Annotated in this window: 17 protein-coding genes; 6 read left to right on the top strand and 11 right to left on the bottom strand. The window is 73.7% G+C overall.

Annotation, left to right across the window (positions count from 1 at the left end):
• A partial coding sequence (locus ACS04_RS04185) for a hypothetical protein (RefSeq protein ID WP_048475100.1) occupies positions 1-213 on the top strand: 213 nt, incomplete at its 5' end.
• A 31-nt stretch (positions 214-244) separates the two neighbouring features.
• Positions 245-961 (top strand): PspA/IM30 family protein, encoded by a 717-nt coding sequence (locus tag ACS04_RS04180; protein WP_048475099.1) that lies wholly within the window; start codon positions 245-247, stop codon positions 959-961.
• 58 nt (positions 962-1019) lie between these two features.
• On the opposite strand, the gene ACS04_RS04175 is transcribed toward ACS04_RS04180, so the two are convergent.
• From ACS04_RS04175 to ACS04_RS04145, 7 genes are all read right to left on the bottom strand, one after another.
• Positions 1020-3632 (bottom strand): SpoIIE family protein phosphatase, encoded by a 2613-nt coding sequence (locus tag ACS04_RS04175; protein WP_398023209.1) that lies wholly within the window; start codon positions 3630-3632, stop codon positions 1020-1022.
• Between the two features lie 158 nt (positions 3633-3790).
• Positions 3791-4219: an ATP-binding protein gene (locus ACS04_RS04170; RefSeq protein WP_048475098.1), complete on the bottom strand. Its 429-nt coding sequence runs from the start codon at positions 4217-4219 to the stop codon at positions 3791-3793.
• A gap of 163 nt (positions 4220-4382) precedes the next feature.
• Positions 4383-4814 (bottom strand): (deoxy)nucleoside triphosphate pyrophosphohydrolase, encoded by a 432-nt coding sequence (locus tag ACS04_RS04165; protein ID WP_048475097.1) that lies wholly within the window; start codon positions 4812-4814, stop codon positions 4383-4385.
• A 28-nt stretch (positions 4815-4842) separates the two neighbouring features.
• On the bottom strand, positions 4843-5028 hold the full coding sequence (locus tag ACS04_RS04160; RefSeq protein WP_048475096.1) for an SPOR domain-containing protein: 186 nt from the start codon (positions 5026-5028) through the stop codon (positions 4843-4845).
• A 400-nt stretch (positions 5029-5428) separates the two neighbouring features.
• A complete protein-coding gene (locus tag ACS04_RS04155) occupies positions 5429-6181 on the bottom strand; it encodes a GntR family transcriptional regulator (RefSeq protein ID WP_048475095.1) in 753 nt (250 codons plus the stop codon).
• Positions 6182-6304: 123 nt separating this feature from the next.
• Positions 6305-7435, bottom strand: coding sequence for a DUF4190 domain-containing protein (locus ACS04_RS04150; protein WP_053080691.1), 1131 nt, complete (start codon positions 7433-7435; stop codon positions 6305-6307).
• Between the two features lie 154 nt (positions 7436-7589).
• Entirely contained in the window at positions 7590-9173 is a 1584-nt protein-coding gene (locus tag ACS04_RS04145; RefSeq protein WP_048475094.1) for a S8 family peptidase, read from the bottom strand.
• 235 nt (positions 9174-9408) lie between these two features.
• On the opposite strand from ACS04_RS04145, the gene ACS04_RS04140 reads away from it, so the two are divergent.
• From ACS04_RS04140 to ACS04_RS04130, 3 genes are read left to right on the top strand one after another with little or no spacing between them, the layout of a single operon-like run.
• The gene (locus ACS04_RS04140; protein WP_048475093.1) at positions 9409-10596 is read left to right on the top strand and encodes a threonine synthase; all 1188 of its coding nucleotides are present in this window, start codon (positions 9409-9411) and stop codon (positions 10594-10596) included.
• The gene (locus ACS04_RS04135; RefSeq protein ID WP_048475092.1) at positions 10593-11402 is read left to right on the top strand and encodes an isocitrate lyase/PEP mutase family protein; all 810 of its coding nucleotides are present in this window, start codon (positions 10593-10595) and stop codon (positions 11400-11402) included. Before ACS04_RS04140 ends, ACS04_RS04135 begins: the two co-directional genes overlap by 4 nt.
• 50 nt (positions 11403-11452) lie before the next feature.
• Positions 11453-12391 (top strand): EamA family transporter, encoded by a 939-nt coding sequence (locus ACS04_RS04130; RefSeq protein WP_048475091.1) that lies wholly within the window; start codon positions 11453-11455, stop codon positions 12389-12391.
• A 30-nt stretch (positions 12392-12421) separates the two neighbouring features.
• On the opposite strand, the gene ACS04_RS04125 is transcribed toward ACS04_RS04130, so the two are convergent.
• The 3 genes from ACS04_RS04125 to ACS04_RS04115 form a co-directional block, all read right to left on the bottom strand.
• Positions 12422-13219 carry a trypsin-like serine peptidase gene (locus ACS04_RS04125; protein WP_048475090.1) on the bottom strand — a complete coding sequence of 266 codons (798 nt, stop codon included), beginning with the start codon at positions 13217-13219 and terminating at the stop codon, positions 12422-12424.
• Positions 13216-14322 (bottom strand): alpha/beta hydrolase, encoded by a 1107-nt coding sequence (locus ACS04_RS04120; protein ID WP_078864400.1) that lies wholly within the window; start codon positions 14320-14322, stop codon positions 13216-13218. The genes ACS04_RS04125 and ACS04_RS04120 overlap by 4 nt, the downstream gene beginning before the upstream one ends.
• Positions 14323-14482: 160 nt before the next feature.
• The gene (locus tag ACS04_RS04115; RefSeq protein ID WP_048475089.1) at positions 14483-14920 is read right to left on the bottom strand and encodes a MarR family winged helix-turn-helix transcriptional regulator; all 438 of its coding nucleotides are present in this window, start codon (positions 14918-14920) and stop codon (positions 14483-14485) included.
• Between the two features lie 79 nt (positions 14921-14999).
• On the opposite strand from ACS04_RS04115, the gene ACS04_RS04110 reads away from it, so the two are divergent.
• Positions 15000-16013: an SMP-30/gluconolactonase/LRE family protein gene (locus ACS04_RS04110; protein WP_048475088.1), complete on the top strand. Its 1014-nt coding sequence runs from the start codon at positions 15000-15002 to the stop codon at positions 16011-16013.
• Positions 16014-16019: 6 nt separating this feature from the next.
• Here the strand turns inward: ACS04_RS04110 and ACS04_RS04105 are convergent, their stop codons facing one another.
• Positions 16020-18203, bottom strand: coding sequence for a DEAD/DEAH box helicase (locus ACS04_RS04105; RefSeq protein WP_048475087.1), 2184 nt, complete (start codon positions 18201-18203; stop codon positions 16020-16022).
• Positions 18204-18219: the final 16 nt, after the last annotated feature.

Raw genomic sequence — 18219 nt, 5'->3', positions numbered from 1 at the left:
GCGTACCGGGACCCGTACGGCGGGCAGCGGCAGCGGGGCGGGGGCAGGGGCGGCGCGGTCCTCGGCGGGATCATCCTGGGCGAGATCCTGGGCGGCGGCCGGAGCCGGGGCGGCGGATTCGGCGGGGGCGGCTTCGGCGGCGGGGGGCCGGGCCCGGGCTCGTTCGGCGGCGGCGGCACCCGCGGCCGGATGGGCGGCGGCGGGCGCTTTTGACGCACTCTTCCCGATCCTCGAAAGGGCACCGATGAGCAAGCAGACCATCCTCGGCCGCGTCACCCAGCTCGCGAAGGCCAACGTCCACGCGCTGCTGGACCAGGCGGAGGATCCGCGGAAGATGCTGGACCAGCTGATCCGCGACTACACGGACAACATCGCGGAGGCGGAGCAGGCGGTGGCCACCACGATCGGCAACCTGCGGATGCTGGAGGCGGACCACGAGGAGGACGTGGAGGCGGCCGCGGAGTGGGGCGGCAAGGCGCTGGCGGCGAGCCGGAAGGCGGACGAACTGCGGGCCCGGGGGGCCACGGCGGACGCCGACAGGTTCGACGGCCTCGCGAAGGTGGCCCTGGGCCGCCAGCTCCGGTCGGAGAAGGAGGCGAGCACCGCGGAGCCGACGATCGCCGCCCAGACCGAGGTCGTGGACACGCTCAAGTCCGGTCTGGCCGCGATGAGGGACAAGCTGGCGGAGCTGACGGCGAAGCGCGACGAGCTGGTGGCGCGGGCCGAGACCGCCCGGGCGCAGAACACCATGATGGACGCGGTGAAGCACATCGACGTGATGGACCCAACGAGCGACATCGCCCGCTTCGAGGACAAGGTCCGCCGGGAGGAGGCCAGGGCCATGGGCCGGCAGGAACTCGCCGCCTCCTCCCTGGACGCCCAGTTCGAAGCCCTGGACGACCTCGAGCGGTCAGCCGAGATCGAAGCCCGGCTCGCGGCGCTGAAGGGCCGGGCGGCGTAGCCGTCCGCGCTCCGCGGCGGGGCCCCGGGGCGATTCCCCCGGGGCCGGCCGGCCGCGGTCAGCCGTACATGCTCAGCAGCTGCTCCGCGGACAGCTCCGTGACGGACTCCGCCGCGCCGCCGGGCAACGGCAGCTCGAACCACACCGTCTTGCCCCGGTGGGTCCGCCGGGTGCCCCAGCCCGCCGACAGCATGCCGACCAGTTGCAGGCCCCGGCCGCCCTCGTCGGTGTCGCGCGCCCGCCGCCGCCGCGGCTGGACCAGGTTGCCGTCCCAGACCTCGCACACCAGGGTCCGGTCCAGCAGCAGCCGCAGCCGGATCTCGCCCTCGCCGTACCGCAGGGCGTTGGTGACGAGCTCGCTGACCAGCAGTTCGGTGGTGTCCAGCAGCCCCTCCAGACCCCACGCGGGCAGCTTCGCCCGCGCGAGCTCCCGCGCACGGCCCACCGAGCGGGCCTCGCGCGGCAGCTGCCAGTCCCCGACGGCGTCCATCGGCAGCCCCTGCACGCGCGCCATCAGCAGCGCGATGTCGTCCTCGCCGTGCCGCGTGTCCAGGGTGTTCAGCACGTGGTCGCAGACGTCCTCCAGCGGCCGCACCGGATCGGCGAGCGCGTCCCGCAGCCCGCGCAGCCCCTCCTCCAATGGGTGGTCGCGCGATTCGACCAGTCCGTCCGTGTACAGGGCCAGCAGCGCGCCCTCCGGCAGGTCCACCTCGACCTCCTCGAACGGCTCCCCGCCCACCCCGAGCGGCATCCCGGGCGGCACCTCCAGCAGCAGCGCGGGCCGCGGCGGGCCGCCCGGCTCGGCCGGCTCCACCAGGACCGGCGGCATGTGGCCGGCGTTGGCGATGGTGCAGCGCCGGGTCACCGGGTCGTAGACGGCGTACACGCAGGTCGCGAGGTACACCTCCGAGCGGTCGGCGTCCCGCGAGTGCAGGGCGGCCCGGGAGGCCTGCTGGGCGCCGCCGGGCGCGCCGAGCCCGCGGGCGATCTCGTCGAGCGCGGTCAGCACCTCGGCCGGTTCCAGGTCCAGCAGGGCCAGGGTCCGTACGGCGGTGCGCAGTTCGCCCATCGCGACGGCCGCCCGCAGGCCGCGGCCCATCACGTCGCCGACGACCAGCGCCGTGCGGTGCCCGGGCAGCTCGATGACGTCGAACCAGTCCCCGCCGACCTCGGTGGCGGCGTTGCCGGGCAGGTACCGGCAGGCGATGTCCAGGCCGGCCGCCTCGGGGTCGCCGGGCGGCAGGAGGCTGCGCTGGAGTATCAGCGCCCGCTCGTGCTCGCGCCGGTAGAGGCGGGCGTTGTCGATGCAGACGGCGGCGCGGGCGGCGAGCTCGACGGCCACCGCCCGGTCCCGTTCCCCGAACGGTTCGCTGCCCTTCGTACGGGAGAACCGGGCCAGCCCGACCACCGTGTCGTGCGCGACCATCGGCACGACGAGCGTCGACTGGACGAGGTCGTCGGCCCCGCCGCTCTCGATCAGCCGGGGCCGCGCGGTCCGCAGGGCCAGCGCCCCCGGCGAGGCAGCCGGATAGCGGTGGACCTCGCCCACGGAGACCCCCGACCCCGGATCCGCCAGCGGACCGTCCGAGACGGCCGAGGCGAAGGCGACCCGCCGCAACGGGGCCGAGGGTGCCCGGCCCGGTCCGCGCATCGAGGGCAGCGGGGGCACGCCGGGCCCGTGCGGCCGGGCGGGCCGGTCGTCGTCGCCGAGCAGCAGCCCCTGGTAGAGGTCGACGGCGGCGAGGTCGCAGAAGCCCGGGACGGTCACGTCGAGCAGTTCGCGGGCGGTGGTCTCCAGGTCGAGGGAGGTCCCGATGCGGTGCCCGGCCTCGTTGAGCAGGGCGAGATTGCGCCGTACCCCGGCGGCCTCGCGGGCGGCGAGGTGGCGTCGGGTGACGTCGGTGCCCAGGCCCGCGACGCCGATGGGCCGGCCGGTGCCGCCGTGGACGCGGTAGAGGTTGACGGACCAGTGGCGGTGTTCGCGGCTGCCGGGGGCGGCGCCGGTGATCCGAAGGTCGGTGACGGAGTCACCGGTCTCCAGGACCCGGCGCAGGGCCTCGGTCATCCGGTCGGCCTCCTGGGCCGGGAGGTAGTCGTGGACGGTGCGGCCCCGGTGTTCCTCGACGGCGCCGCCGAAGACGGTCGCGAAGCGGCGGTTGGCGCGCTGCACGGTGAGGTCCGTACCGAAGAGCAGGAAGCCGAAAGGAGATTGGCCGAATATGGCCTGCGAAGCGGCAAGGTCGGATTCGATGCGGCGCAGCGCGCGTACGTCGACGACGACGCAGAGCGCGGCCCGTTCGGCGGTCTCGGTCTGGGTGGGCATCACGTAGATCTCGGCCACGCCGTGCGCGCCGTCCCCGCCGGGGATGCGGAACGGGACGAGGCCGGTCCATTCCTTGCCGTCGAGGATCTCGGCCATTCTGCGGTGGCCGTCGGCGCGCAGCTCCGGCGGCATGAAGGCGTCCACCGGGTCCCGGCCCACGGCCTGGCCGGCGGTCAGCCCGAACAGCTCCTCGGCGCGCAGGCTCCACTGGTCGATGAGCCCGTCGGGTCCGATGGAGAAAGACGCGACCTTTATGTAGTCATATATCGAGCCAGGCGGGCTGCTGTGCCACAGGGAGTCGTTCCACGTCTCCCCGGGCACGCGGGCCTGATGTGCCTGCGCAGGTATCTCGCTCACGCGACCGTCCCCTCCAGCTCACCGCAACCGGACCGGCCATGACCGAAGTATTCAGCACCACGGCCCCGCACGGCACGGCGTTCACGATCACAAAAAGGTCCCGACTATTTCGAGCCATGCCGTGTGATCGTCGGCCATCCGTCACCTTGTTACTCACCAGGAAGCGCCAACTCGAACCACACGGTCTTGCCCGATTTCCCGTGCCGGGTCCCCCAGCGCTGTGCCGAGACGGCGACCAGATGCAGTCCCCTGCCGCCTTCGTCATCCGGGTGGGCGACCCGTTCGCGGGGTGGATCCGGAAGCGGATCGGATACCTCCACCAACAGCGCGGCGCCCTCCGCGGGACTTCCGCTGGCCGAATTCTGCCGCACGAGGCGGACCCCGATGGGGCCGGAGGCGTACCGCAGTGAATTGGTGACCAACTCGCTGACCAGCAGGACGGTGACGTCGCCGACGGAGTCGAGGCCCCAGGAACTCAGCGTGCCGCGGACGGCGTGGCGGGCGGTGCGGACGGCGCCGGGCTCTGCGGGGAAGGCCCACTCGGCGCATTCACCGTCTGTGTCGATCACGCCGATCACTTCCCGGGCCGGCAAAGGCCCCCGTCCGATTCCGCAGGGACAGAGCCACGAGGGGCGGTACACGATTGGGACTAATAGCGACATACCCGATATTCGAGGCGTCGTACCACCCGATCCCTCACGCACCGGCGCACTGTGGCGCAGACGGCCCAGCGCACGCGCGTCACGCGCCCCCGTGCGACCTGGTGTGCCGCGCCCCGCGCCCGTCGCGCAGCCGGCGGCCCGCCTCGGCGACGGCCGGCCGGTCCTGGTCGAGCCAGTCCACGGAGTCCAGCTCCTCCGGCGCGAGCCAGCGCAGCTCGTCGTGGTCCTCCAGCGGCGCGGGCTCGCCGGACAGCAGCCGCGCGGTCCACACGTGCAGGACGAGACCGGGCCTGATGCGCCACTCCCCCGGGATCCGCTCCAGCGGCTCGGTCTCCACGCCGAGCTCCTCGCGCAGTTCGCGTACGAGCGCCTCGGGTACGGACTCGCCCGGCTCGGTCTTGCCTCCGGGCAGCTCCCAGCGCCCGGCCACCTCGGGGGGCGCGCTGCGGCGGGCGGCCAGCAGGCGGCCCTCGTGACACAGGGCTCCGCCCACGACCACTCGTACCGTCATGGGGCGGAGCCTATGTCACCGCGGATGCTCAGTTCGTCGTGGCCGTCTGGCCGATCCGCTCGACCCAGTAGAGCTGCTTGTGGCCCCTGTCTTCGAGGCTGTCGACGACCTTCTGGGCCTCGGACCGGGTGGGGTAACGGCCCACCCGGTAGCGGTTGCCGTTGTCGTCCTCACGTATGACCAGCCATGGGAGCAGGGCACCGCTGTCGTTCATCGCGTTTCACCCTCCGCCGATGTACCTGCCCGGGAAACCGCATTGCGCATATGCCCGAGCTTACGCCCGACCTTTACGGAGCGGATACGGTTTTTTACGAAGAGGTACCTCACAGGCGTACGCATCCGGCCATGCGTACGAACGCGCCGTGCGCGCCGGTCCGAACACGGCGCACTGCGCGGGGAACCGCACGGTCAACGGGCATGTTGCGAGGGGGAGTCCGGTCGCCGGGGGGCGCGGAGCCGGGGGCGCCGCTCGGCGCAGAGGGCGCACGGCGCGCAGAATCCGAGGAGCGGCGCGGCGGATGCGATCACCATCGCGCCGAAATCCACCGGATCCATGACGGCCCGTCACACGACGGGCCGGCCCGGGGCCGGGGCCCTGGGGACCACCGCGCGGCCTAACGCACCGGCAGGTGGTACGAGAGGCGGTAGCGGTCCGCCGGGACCACCACGTCGGCGGTCTCGACCGCCAGGCCGGACGCGAAGTACGTCCGGCCGATCACCAGGACCACATGGCCGGGGACCCCGCCCAGCAGCATGTTCTCCTCCGCCAGGCCCGGCCGGGCCCCGACCTCCTCCACCACGTTGTCCACGACCACGTCGATGGCGGCCATCCGGTCCACCACCCCCGAGCCGCCGAGCGGCCCCTCCTCCGGCAGCATCACCGGGGTCCGGCCCGTGACCGCGAGCGGCTCCCAGGAGGTCGACAGCATCATCGCCTCCCCCGCGTCGCGGAACACGTACCGCGTGCGCATCACCCGCTCGCCCGGCTCGATGCCGAGCCGCCGGGCGATCTCCGCCGGCGCGGCCGTCTGCTCGCTGCTGGACTCCCACGTGCCGCGCGCGCCCGCCTCGGCCTGCTCCTGCCGGAACGGCGTCGACGCCCCGCCCGTGCGGTACCCGGAGCGGGCGACCCGCCTCGGCACGGGCTGTTCCCGTACGTACGTACCCGACCCGGACCGGCCCTCGACCAGCCCCTCGGCCATGAGGACCTTGCGCGCCTCCAGCGCCACGGTGTCGGAGACCCCGTACTCCTCGCGGATCCGGGCCTGCGAGGGGAGCCGGGCATGCGGGGGCAGGGACCCATCGACGATCTTCCGTCGCAGGTCCCCGGCGACGCGCAGATAGGCCGGCTGCTCACCGAAAGTCACTGGCCACTCCCATCAGCTTGACAGACAGCTACACCCTGGCAACCGGCGGTTGAACACCGCAAGCAAGGGCCAGAGTTTCACCCGAAGTGATGAAGCCAGGTCACTGAAACCGGTTACCCCACGTCACGACGCACTATTCCCGGCGGCCGGGTCGTCCGAGTCCTCCGGGTCCCCGTCCGAGCCGTCCGACTGCCCCGCCAGCCACTCCGGCACCGTGGTCGCCAGCCCGTACGCCCCGCGCAGCGCCTTCTCGGTCTCCACGGACAGCGCGGCCGAGGCCTCGTCCCACGCGGCCTGGAACTCCGCCGGCTTCGTCGCCCGCGCCGCCCGCTGCCAGCCCGCGCGCGCCGTCTCGACCTCCTTGAGCTGCGCCCCGGCCGGTCCGGCCAGCTCCGGCCGCTCCCGCACCCCGTCCAGCAGCCCCGCCTCGACGGCCAGCGAGCGGTCCACCGCGCCGGCCCACTCCCGGTACCGCGGGAGCTCCTCGTCGATCTCCCCGTCCGGCTGGCCGCCCAGCGCCAGGTCGGTCTCGTTCATCACGCGCAGGAAGGCCACCTGTTCCGGCGTCAGCATCCTGGAGTCCTTGCGCAGACTGCCCCGGTGCTCCTGCTCGGCCGTGCCGATGACGCAGAGCAACCGGCGGTCCCCGCCGCTCCACGACTCGCGCGAGGGCACGAAGTAGAACATCTCCGCGTACGAGGGCAGCGCCCACGTGTCCATCGCGTACGCGTCCTGCGCCTTCCAGCAGGCGTCCACGGCGAACCGCCGCAGCTCGGACGTGCCGGGGAAGGATCCGTGGGCGAGCCGGGTGGAGGAGGTGACCTCCCCCTCGTGCGGTTCGGCACACGGGGTCTTGTAGATGAAGGGGCGCTCGGCGAGCAGGTCCCCGCCGGGGACGTTGAAGCAGTCGCCCCTGCGCATCTCGTCCATGGCGGTCAGCTCGCCCTCGGCCTCCTCGAACCGCGGGGCGGCCTCCAGCCGGCCGAAGAGCCCCTCCGCCGCCCGGGCGGTGACGAGGCCCAGGAGCGCGGTCATCGCGAGCGACACGGCCAGGCCCGTGATCGCGAGCGCCTTGCCCCGCTCCCCCTTGCGGGCGATCTGGACGAGGGCCACGATCCCGAAGACGATGCCGAGCGGCGGCAGGCACACCAGCCCGACCAGCAGCGACGCGAGCGCCAGGCCGTTCAGCGCCGGCTCCGCGTCCGCCTGCGGCGCGGGCGGAGGAGGCCAGGAGGGCGGCGGCGGGGTGCTCACGGGGCGGGGGGCTCCATCACGGGTGGTGCGCGAACGAATGCGCGAAATAGTACGCAGCGGGGGCGACCGCCGTAACGGTCGCCCCCGCAGTTCCCGTGCGTCCGCGTACGTCAGACGTGCGACGGAAGTGCCTCGGTCGTGCGTCGCAAGGGCCTCAGAACTGGAGCGCCCAGGCGTCGATCTTTCCGGTGTCGGCGTTCGCGTTGTCGTTCACCCGCAGCTTCCACACCCCGTTGGCCACCTCCGAGGAGGCGTTGACGGTGTAGGTCTTCACGATGTCGTCCGCGCTGCCGCCGGTGCGGTTGTGCAGGTTGTAGACCGAGCCGTCGGGGGCGACCAGGTCGACCTTCAGGTCACCGATGTACGTGTGCTTGATGTCGACCGAGACGCTCAGCGTCGCCGGGGCGTTGCCCGGGACCCCGCTGACGGTGATGGGCGACTCGACGGTCGCGTTGTCGTTGACCGCGTAGTCGGCGGTGTTCTCGAAGCGCTTGCCCGGGTTCGGCGGGGTGGTTCCGCCGCCCACGTACAGCAGGCGGTTCGGCGAGCCGGAGCCCGGACCTGTCACCACGTTCGGGGTGGCCGCGGCCACCAGGCCGTCGCGGACCTGCGCCGGGGTGCTCGCCGGGTTCTGCGAGAGGTACAGCGCGGCGGCGCCCACGACGTGCGGGGTGGCCATCGAGGTGCCCGAGATGGTGTTGGTGGCGGTGTCGCCGGTGCCCCACGAGGAGGTGATGGAGGAGCCGGGGGCGAAGATGTCCAGGACGGAGCCGTAGTTGGAGTAGCTCGCCTTGGCGTCGGTGCTGGTGGTGGCGCCGACCGTGATGGCCTCGGCGACGCGCGCCGGGGACTTGGTGCTCGCGTCCGTGGACTCGTTGCCCGCGGCCACGCCGTACGTGATGCCGGAGGCGATGGAGTTGCGGACGGCGGTGTCGAGGGCGGAGTCGGCGCCGCCGCCGAGCGACATGTTCGCCACGGCCGGCTTGACGGCGTGCTGGGTCACCCAGTCGATGCCGGCGACGACCTGCTCCGTCGTACCGGAGCCGTTGTTGTCGAGGACCCGGACACCGACGATCTTGGCCTTCTTCGCCACGCCGTACGAGTTGCCCGCGACCGTGCCGGCGACGTGCGTGCCGTGGCCGTGGCCGTCCTGGGCGGTGTTGTCGTTGTCGATGGCGTCGTAGCCGTAGGAGGCGCGGCCGCCGAACTCGGTGTGGCTGATGCGCACTCCGGTGTCGATGATGTAGGCGGTGACGCCCTCCCCGGCCTTGTCCGGGTAGGTGTAGCTGTTGTCGAGCGGGAGCGGGTGCTGGTCGATGCGGTCCAGGCCCCAGGACGGCGGGCCGGGCTGGGTGCCCTGGGCCCCGTCGACGGTGAACGTGCGGTTCTGCACGACGGACTTGACGGCGGGGTCGGCGGCGAGCTTCTTGGCCTGCGCCTCGGAGACCTTGACGGAGTAGCCGTTCAGGGCGGCGCTGTACGTACGCCCGATGGTGGCGCCGTAGCGCCGGGCGACGGCCTTGCCGCTGTCGGCGGTGGAGCGGGCGGCCGAGTCCTTGAGGGTCACGATGTAGCTCTCGGCGACCGCGCCGGGGGCGCCGGCGTTCTCGATCACGCCCTGGGGGCCGGTGTCGGCGGCCGACGCGGGTAACGCGGCGGCCGCGCCGAGCACGAGGGCGGCGACGGCGGTCGCGCCGAGGCCGGCGATCCTCCGGCGCGTGTGGCGTATCGCGGACATGTGGGGGGTCCTCCTCGTCGGTGGCATGAAGAGCGGACGCTCGGCGGGCCCGGGGGTTCGCGCGCCCAGGGGCACGGGCCCGAGGGCGGATAGGCATGCCCATGACAATCCTTCGGGTTCCGCCGGCTGCCGCTGCCGAAAGGTTGACGCACGCTCTCGCAGTCCCACAAGAGGACGACGAACGCTTAACATCCGTGCCATACACCGGCCATGAACGAGCAAAGGCGCTCCGCACATGACGCACGCACTGCCCGGTTACGTCTGTCCCGAGGACGCCACGCGCGCGGACGTCCGGACGGCCCCCTGGTGCTGCCCGCTGTGCGGCGGACCCTGGGACCTCGACTTCACACCGGATCCGGCCAGTCCGCTCGAACCGGCATGCGGTCCCAACTCCCTGTGGCGGTTCGCCTCCGCGCTGCCGCTGCCGGGCGCGTTCTCCGTGACCCTCTCGGAGGGGAACACCCCGCTGGTCCCGCTCGCGGAGCGCGTTCACGCCAAGCTGGACTTCCTGATGCCGACCCTGTCGTTCAAGGACCGGGGCGCGGTGATGCTCGCGGAACTGGCCCGGCGGCTGGCTCCGGGGCGGGTGGTCGCGGACAGCAGCGGCAACGCGGGGACGGCCGTCGCGGCGTACTGCGCGCGGGCCGGGCTGCCGTGTGAGGTCTTCGTGCCCGAGGGCACCTCGGAGAAGAAGACGGAGCAGATGCGCGCGCACGGGGCGGCGGTCCGCGTCGTGCCGGGCGGCCGCGAGGCCGCGGCGCTGGCGGCCCGGGAGGCCGCCGATCTCCCCGGGGTCTTCTACGCGAGCCACGTCTTCAACCCGTACTTCCTGCACGGGACCAAGACGTACGTGTACGAGGTGTGGGAAGAGCTCGGCGGCCGGCTCCCCGAGGCCCTCGTCCTCCCCGTCGGCAACGGCACCCTGCTGCTGGGGGCGGCGCTGGCGGTACAGGAGCTGGCCCGGCGCGGAGTGCGGCCGCCCGCGCTGGTCGCGGTGCAGGCGGAGGCGGTGTCCCCCCTGGCCGCGGCCTTCGCGGCGGGGGCCGAGGACGCCGATCCGGTGGAAGCGCGGCCCACCTTGGCCGAGGGGATCGCGATCCCCGCCCCGCCGCGGGCCCGTCAGATCCTGGCGGCCGTACGCGCGTCCGGCGGCACCTTCCTGACGGTCCCGGACTCCGCGCTGCGCGCGGCCCGGCGGGACCTGGCCGGGCGCGGGCTCTTCGTGGAGCCGACGGCCGCGGCCTGCTGGGCGGCGGTGGGCCCGCAGGCCCCCGGCGACCCCCTCCGGGGCCGTACGGCGGTCCTCCCCCTGTGCGGGGCGGGCCTGAAGTCCGGCCCGGCGCGGCCCGGGCCGGAGCCCGGCCCCTCCACGTCGGAAAATCGCCAGCCGGACCCTACGCGCTCTGATGAACTGGGCCGATGACCACCACCGTTGATCTCGCCCGCCGTTTCGCCGCCCTCCACACCCCCGCCGCGCCGCTGGCGCTGGCCAACGCCTGGGACGTCCTCAGCGCCCGCCTCGTCGAGGCCGCCGGCGCCCCCGCCGTCGCCACCACGAGCGCCGGCGTCGCCTGGACCCTCGGCACGCCGGACGGGGACGCCCTGAGCCGGGACCGCGCCCTCGACCTCATCGCCCGGGTGGCCGCGGCCGTCTCCGTCCCCGTCACCGCCGACATCGAGGGCGGCTTCGGCGCCGACCCGGCCGGGGTCGCCGAGACGGTCACCGGGGTCCTCGAAGCCGGCGCGGCCGGCATCAACATCGAGGACGGCACGCGGGCCCCCGCCGACCACGCCGAGCGCGTGGCGGCGGCCCGGGCCGCCGCCGACGCCGCCGGGGTGCCGCTGTTCATCAACGCCCGCATCGACACCTTCCTCTTCGGCCTCGGCGAGGAGGCGAACCGCCTCGACGAGACGCTCGCGCGCGCCGCCGCCTGCCTGCGCGCCGGAGCCTCCGGCATCTTCGTCCCGGGCGTCGTCGACGCGGCCACCGTCACCGAGCTGGTCAAGGGCATCGACGCCCCGCTGAACCTCCTCGCCGGCCCCGGCGCCCCGGCCGTCGCCGAGCTCGGCGCCCTCGGCGTCGCCCGCGTCAGCCTCGGCTCCGGCGTCGCGTCGGCCGCGTACGAGGTGGTCCGCCGCGCCGCCGAGGAGCTGATCGCGGGCGGCACGTACGGCGCGCTCGACGGGGGCCTCCCGTACGGCGAGCTGAACGCGCTGCTCCAGGGCTGAGCCACGGCCACCGGGAAGCGTGTACGCGGCAACGAACCTAGGATCCCGTCATGCGCACTTCGCGGACCTCCGGGGGCACGGCGGCGCCGGAATCCGCGCCCCGCGCGATCACCGGCGCCGTCTGGACCGCGCTCGGTCTGGTCTACGTGGTCTGGGGCTCGACGTACCTGGCCATCCGGATCGTCGTCCAGACCATGCCGCCGTTCCTGTCCGCCGGAGCCCGCTTCATCGCGGCCGGCCTGCTGCTCCTCGGCCTCGTCGCCTGGCGGTACGGGCCGGGCGCGCTCCGGGCCACCCGGGGGCAGGTCTGCTCCGCGGCGGTGGTGGGCCTGCTGCTGCTCCTCGGCGGCAACGGCCTCGTCGTCCTCGCCGAGACCTCGGTGCCCTCCGGCCTGGCCGCGCTGCTGATCGCCGCGGTACCGATGTGGCTGGTGGTGCTGAGGACGGCCACCGGTGACCGGCCGCCGCTGCGCACCCTCGGCGGGGTGCTGCTGGGCTTCGGCGGGCTCGCGGTGCTGACCGTCCCGGGCATCAGCGGCGAGGTGCGCCTGTCCGGGGTGGTGCTGGTGGTCGTGGCGTCCGTGCTGTGGTCGCTGGGCTCGTTCTCCGCCTCGAAGCTGTCGCTGCCGGACAACCCGTTCACGGGCAGCGGGTACCAGATGCTCGCGGGCGGGGCCGGCGGGATCATCGCCGGCCTGGTGCGCGGCGAGCACCACACGCTGGACCTGACCGCGTACTCCACCGCCTCCTGGCTGGCGCTGGGCTACCTCGTGGTCTTCGGCTCGGTGGTCGCGTTCACGGCGTACGCGTGGCTGCTGCAGTCGGCGCCGCTGTCGCTGGTGGCCACGTACGCGTACGTGAACCCGGTGGTGGCGGTCGCGCTGGGGGCGCTGGTCCTGGACGAGGCTCTGACCGTGCCGATCCTCGTCGGCGGCGCGATCGTCGTGGTGGCGGTGTCCGTGATCGTCGGCACCGAGCGCAGGCAGTGACCGGCAACAGGGTCGGGGGGCGGGCCGCTCTCAGTCCCGCGCGGCCTGCTCGTACAGCGCCTTCGCCTTCTCGTCGAACAGCGCGGCCGTGGAGTCCACGTCCGTGTCGCCGCCGCTGAGCACCCCGATCAGCCGCCCCGGGTTCCCCGGGCCGCCGCGGTCGGCGATCCAGGGGCTTCCGCTGGTGCCCGACCAGAAGCCGGCGCAGCCGATGTACAGCATGGCCGGGTCCTCCTGGTCGTGGCTGGTCTGGGTGGTGCAGGAGATCGGCTTGTTCTGCGGGTTGCGGTCCGACTCCGGATAGCCGACGACCGTCACCTCGCGCTCGTAGCCGGAGGTCCAGTCGGGCTTCGGGGCCTCGTCGGCGCCGCCGACCGCCTGCTGGACCGTACGGCCGTCCTCGTCCGGCGCGATGCTGAGGAAGGCGAAATCGGCGGTGTCCTCGCCCCATTTGGTCCAGCGCTCGTCCACGTGGACCGCGCGGACCTTCCACACCCCGAGCGGCTGGCGGCCCCCGCCCTCGCCGGTGAAGGCGGGGGCGAAGGAGAGCTCGCCGATGGCCATGCCGTCGTGGGCGACCGCCCCGGGCTTGCCGCCCTCGCCCGCCGGGGCCACGCAGTGGGCGGCGGTGGCGACCACGGTGCCCTTCGGGCTGTCGACGACGCTCGCCGTGCACCAGTGCTCGCCGTTGGCCATGAGCACGCCGACGCCGGGGAAGGGGTGCACGGCGTGCAGGTCCTCGTCCGTCGCCGTGACGAAGCCGACGGCAAGGGCCGCCGCCACGGTGGCGACGGCAGCCGCGAAGGCGCCCCGGACGACCGCTTTCATCGCACGGCGGGGTCGGGCGTCGGTGCCAGCATGACCTTGCTGATCCACTCCAGAGCGCCCTCCCTCATACCGCGGACGTACGACTTCCCATTGTGCTCACCATCCTGGATCACCTGGAGCGTGGTGTGCACGGGACCCCTCCCGTACTCCTTCATGAACTTCTCGGCCTTCTCGCGGCCGGTCTCCTTGGTGCCGATCTGGAAGTTGATGTAGACGTCCGGCCCGCCTTCCTCGATCAGCTTCTCGGCGAGTTTCTCCGGGTTGTTCTCGTCCATGGCCTGCGTGTTCCCCTTCCACAGCGGGGAGTCGGGGACGATGTCGACCCCGCTGGCGATGGCCGCCTTGAAGCGGTCGGGGTACTTCAGGACGTGCTTGAACGCGCCGAACCCGCCCGCCGAGGAGCCCATGAACGCCCAGCCGTCCCGGGAGGTGAAGGTGCGGAAATTGGCCCGCGTGAAATCCGGGATGTCCTCGGCCATCCAGGTGCCCATCTTGGGCTCGCCGGGGATGTCGGAGGCGTCGAAGTGGTGCTTGGTGTCCGCGTTGTGCACCGGCATGATCAGGATGAAGGGCAGGCTGGTGCCGGCGTTCGCCCCGTCGCTCACGGCCTTCTGGAGGCCGAGGCCGGGGCCCGTGCCCCAGTAGTTCGTGGGGTAGCCGCGGCCGCCGGGCAGGGAGATCAGGACCGGGAAGGCGCTCTTGGCGTACGCCGGGTCGTCGTACTGCTTGGGGACCCACACCCACACGTCTCCGGTGAACCCGGACTTCGCGCCGGTCAGGGTCGTCCGGCCGATCTGCGTGCCGTCGGGCAGCCGGTACGTCCGCACGAACGAGGCCTTCGGCCCGGTCGGCATGCTCACCCCCGGCCGGATCTCCTCGACCGCGGCCGCCGACTCCTGGACCTTGCCGAAGGAGACCGGATCCCCTATGTCCGAGAAGAGCTTGTACTTGTACGCCGCGGCGCCGCCCCCGGCGACGAGCGTGAGAGCCAGCGCACCGCTGATCAGAAGCCTGCGCAGGCGCTTGGGACGGCCGCGGCCCGTGGTCTGCGGGCCTTCCTCGGTCATGAGGTCGCCGTCGCCCTGAAGCTGGTCATGCTGCACGGATTTGTCCCGTTCCTTCTCCGGCGCTCCCTGAGCGCGGGTCGGACCGATCGGTCCCCCTTCACCTCTTACAGAGGTGTCAACGATCGGATGGGTTGCCTGGGACCGGTGGGACGTGCTCCGCGCCACGCCGGTCTGCGGCTCCGTGCATTCGGACTGGTCACCTCTGGGCGTCGAGCACCTCGGCGCACCGCCCGAGCAGGGCGATGAGCTGCTCCCGCTCCTCCGTCGAGAAGGCGGCGGCGAGCGCCCGCTCCACCCGTACGGCGCGGGCGTCGGCGAGTTCCATCACCGCCCGGCCCTCCTCCGTCAGCCGGGTCTCCAGCACGTTGCGGTGCCATTCGTGCGGGGTGCGCTCGATGAGCGCGCGCTCCTGGAGGTTCTTCAGCACGGTGTTCATCGTCGGCGGCGTCACCCCGCACAGCCGGGCGAGGGCGGCGGCCGAGATCCCCGGCTTCTCGGAGAGCCAGAGCAGCGCGGCGTACTGCGGAACCGTTACCGCCGCGGGCTTCACGGCGGCGTTCTTGGCCGCGAGGAGCGCCTGTTCGGCGCGCTTGACGTGCGAGCCGATGCGCTCCTCGGGAGGCATGGAGGTCATGGCTGCATCCTAAGGCCCTTGCATGCATTAGAGCTCTAACCTATCTTCGTGTTCACCTACACGGAAGAGGACACCTGCTGTGCTGAAGAAGCTCCTGCCCGCGACCCTCCTGACCCTGACGACGGCCACGGCACTCACGCTGGGCGCGATCCCGGCGGCGCAGGCCTCCCCGGCCTCCCCCGTCGCCTCCGCCCCCGCGTCCGTCCCGGACAGCCGCGTTTCCACGGCCTTCACCCTCCCCGGCGGGAAGGTCTACCCCGAGGGCATAGCCACCGACCCGCGCGACCGGACCGTGTACGTCGGCTCGTACGCGGACGGCACCGTCTACCGGGCCCGCCCCGGTGCGCGCACCGCCGAGGTGTTCCTGCCCGCCGGCACGGACGGCCGCCACACGGCGAACGGCCTGCGCGTCGACGCCCGCGGACGGCTGTGGGTGACCGACTCCACCTCCGGGGTCGCCGTCTACGACGCCGCGTCCGGCCGCCGCCTGGCCCACTTCGAGGTCGCCGGGGCGGGCGCGCTCTTCGTCAACGACCTGACCATCACCCCGGACGGCACCGCCTACCTGACGGACAGCGTGCGCGCGGTGATCTACCGGGTCACACCGGCCCAGCTCGCGGCCGGCTCGGGCCCGCTGCTCCCCGCCTACGACCTGAAGGGCCGCCTCACCCCGTCCCCGGCGGGCAGCTTGACGCTCAACGGCATCGTCTCGGACCCGGCGGGCCGCTACCTGCTGGCCGTGGACATGACCGCGGGCGACCTCCACCGCATCGACCTGCGCACGGGCGCGATGTCCCGCGTCGCCCTCCGGGGCGGCGACCTCGTCCACGCGGACGGCCTGGACCTCGCTGCGGACGGCACCCTGCGGGTGGCCCACAACGCCACGAACACCCTGACCCGGTGGCACGTAAGCCCGGACGGCACCCGGGCCCGGCTGACCCGGACGATCACGGACCCGGCGCTGCAGATCCCGACCACGCTGAGCCACACCCCGGGCCGCACGCTGGTGGTCCGGTCCCAGTTCGACAAGGGCGGCCCGATGGGCGAGGGCACGCCGACGACGTTCACGATCGCCTCGGTGCGGGGGCTCTGAGCGGCTTCAGCCGACCGCGCCCAGGCGGGCCTGTTCGTCCTCGACGATGCGCCGGGCCAGCGAGGTGTCCGAGACGTCGACCGCCTCCGGCGCCGACTCCGCCACCACGCTGCGCCGGGCGTACGCGTCGAAGAGCCGCGCCTTGCGGTCCGAGGCCTCCAGCACCCGCTGGTCCACCCCGTCCGTGGCGAGCAGCCGGTGCACCCGCACCGCCCGCACCTGGCCCATCCGGTGCGCGCGGGCCACGGCCTGCTGCTCCGCGGCCGGCTTGACCTGGGGTTCGCACAGGATCACCACGGAGGCGGCCTGGAGGTTGATCCCGATGCCGCCCGCCTCGATCTGCGCGAGCAGCACCGCGTGCCCGACCGCCGCTCCGAACCCGTCCACGAGCCGCTGGCGGCGGGCGGGCGCCACCCTCCCCGAGACCGGCCCGAAGAGGCGGCCGCTCCCCTCCTGCGCCGACCGGCCAAGCGCGTCCTGGACCACCCCGAGCACCTCGTGGAACGCGGAGAACACCACGACCTTCAGCCCGCCCGCGGCGGCCTCCGCCACCAGCTCGCGCAGCCGCGCCAGCTTCGCCGACTTCTCCGGACGCGCGTACGCGGCCCGGCGCATCGCCATGAAGTTGCCGGCCCGCACCGCCGTCCGGTAGGCCTCCCGGTCGGCCGCACTCAGCTCCTCCCACTCGTCGGTCCACTGGAGCGCGGGCAGCTCGGCCAGTACGTCGCGCTGGTTGCGCCGCAGGTACGCGGGGGCCACCGCCGCGCGGAACGCCCTGGACCCGGCCACCGTGTCGACCTCGCCGATCCCGGAGGCCGCCTCGGGCCGCAGGATCCGTACGAGACTGCGGAACTCGGAGACCCGGTTCTCCATCGGAGTGCCGGTGAGGAAGAGGACGTACGCGCAGCGCGCGGCCCAGGCGGCCACCGCGAGGGAGCGCTGGGCCTGCGGGTTCTTGACGTGGTGGGCCTCGTCCACCACGAGCATCCCCAGCTCCCCGGCGGCGGCTCCGGGGAACCCGGTCAAGGCCTGGAAGGTGGTCACGGCCACCCCGCCCTCCGCGCGCCAGTCCGCGAAGGCGTCGTGCCGGCCGGGGCCGTGGAGGGCGACGGCGCGCAGGGTGCTGCGCGCCTCGATCTCGCGGGTCCAGTTGATCAGGACGCCGGCCGGACAGACCACGAGGAAGTGGCGGTGCCCCTGGGCCGCCAGGTGCGCGAGGGCGGCGAGTGCCTGGATCGTCTTGCCCAGCCCCATCTCGTCGCCGAGGATCACCCGCCGCTGGGCGAGGGCGAAGCGGGCGCCGAAGGACTGGTACCCGCGCAGCGAGACCCGGCGGTACGTGTCGTCGAGCGCCTGGGCGAGGACGCGTTCGGCCAGCGCCTCGGGCAGGAACCCGCGGGCGGCGGCCGCGTCGGCGCCGCCGCCGGGCCGTTCGGTGATCTCCGCGAGCAGGCCGTAGTACTCGGCGGAGCGCAGCTCGAAGTCGACCCAGGCGGCAGCCTCGTCGGCGGGTCCGCGCAAGAGGTCCACGGAGGCCTGCGCCAGCAGGGCGGGTACGCCGTCGGCCGCCGCGCGCTCCGTCCGCCGGCCGATCTCGGCGAGCGCGGCGAGCGCCCGCTCGCGCCGCTCGCGACCCGCAAGCCACCGGCGCAGCCGGCCGCCGGCGGGTCCGGCTTCGGCGAGCAGCGGCCCGAGCCCGGCGTCGAGGGCCTCGGCCGCCCGGGCGGCGCTCCGGGCGTCGGGGCCGGCTTCGACGAGCGGGTGCAGGGCGGCGACCAGGGCGGTGGTCCGGGGCTCCGGACGGTCCACGTCGAGGTGGACGGCGACGGTCTCCCCGGCGGCCTCGGCGAGCTGGCGGGCGGCGCCGAGCACCTGGTCGGCGCTCTGCTGCCCGACCCCGGGGATCTGGCGCAGCCGGTGGCGCCCGGCGTCCAGTACGCGCTGCACGGTGTCGTACCCGGCCGCCTCGACGGCGGCCACCACGGCCGCCCGCAGCCGGCCCTCGGTGACGTGGGCCAGCCGGTCGACGGGGATCCGCCGCAGCTCGGAGCGGGCCAGGTCCGCGTGGAGCGGAGTCCAGGCCTCCCGTACGGCCTCGACGGCCCGCCGGTGGTCCGCCAGCAGCGCGCCGGCCGCCTCGTACAGCCGCTCGCCCGCGCCGATGACCTCGGCCGCCGCCTTGCGCCGCATGCCCCTCACCCCCCGA

It is taken from the genome of Streptomyces roseus (genome assembly GCF_001044425.1).
In the GTDB taxonomy this organism is placed as follows: Bacteria; Actinomycetota; Actinomycetes; order Streptomycetales; family Streptomycetaceae; genus Streptomyces; species Streptomyces roseus.
The sequence above is the reverse complement of the archived record's forward strand: the minus strand, read 5'-3'. Positions and strand labels throughout refer to the sequence as shown.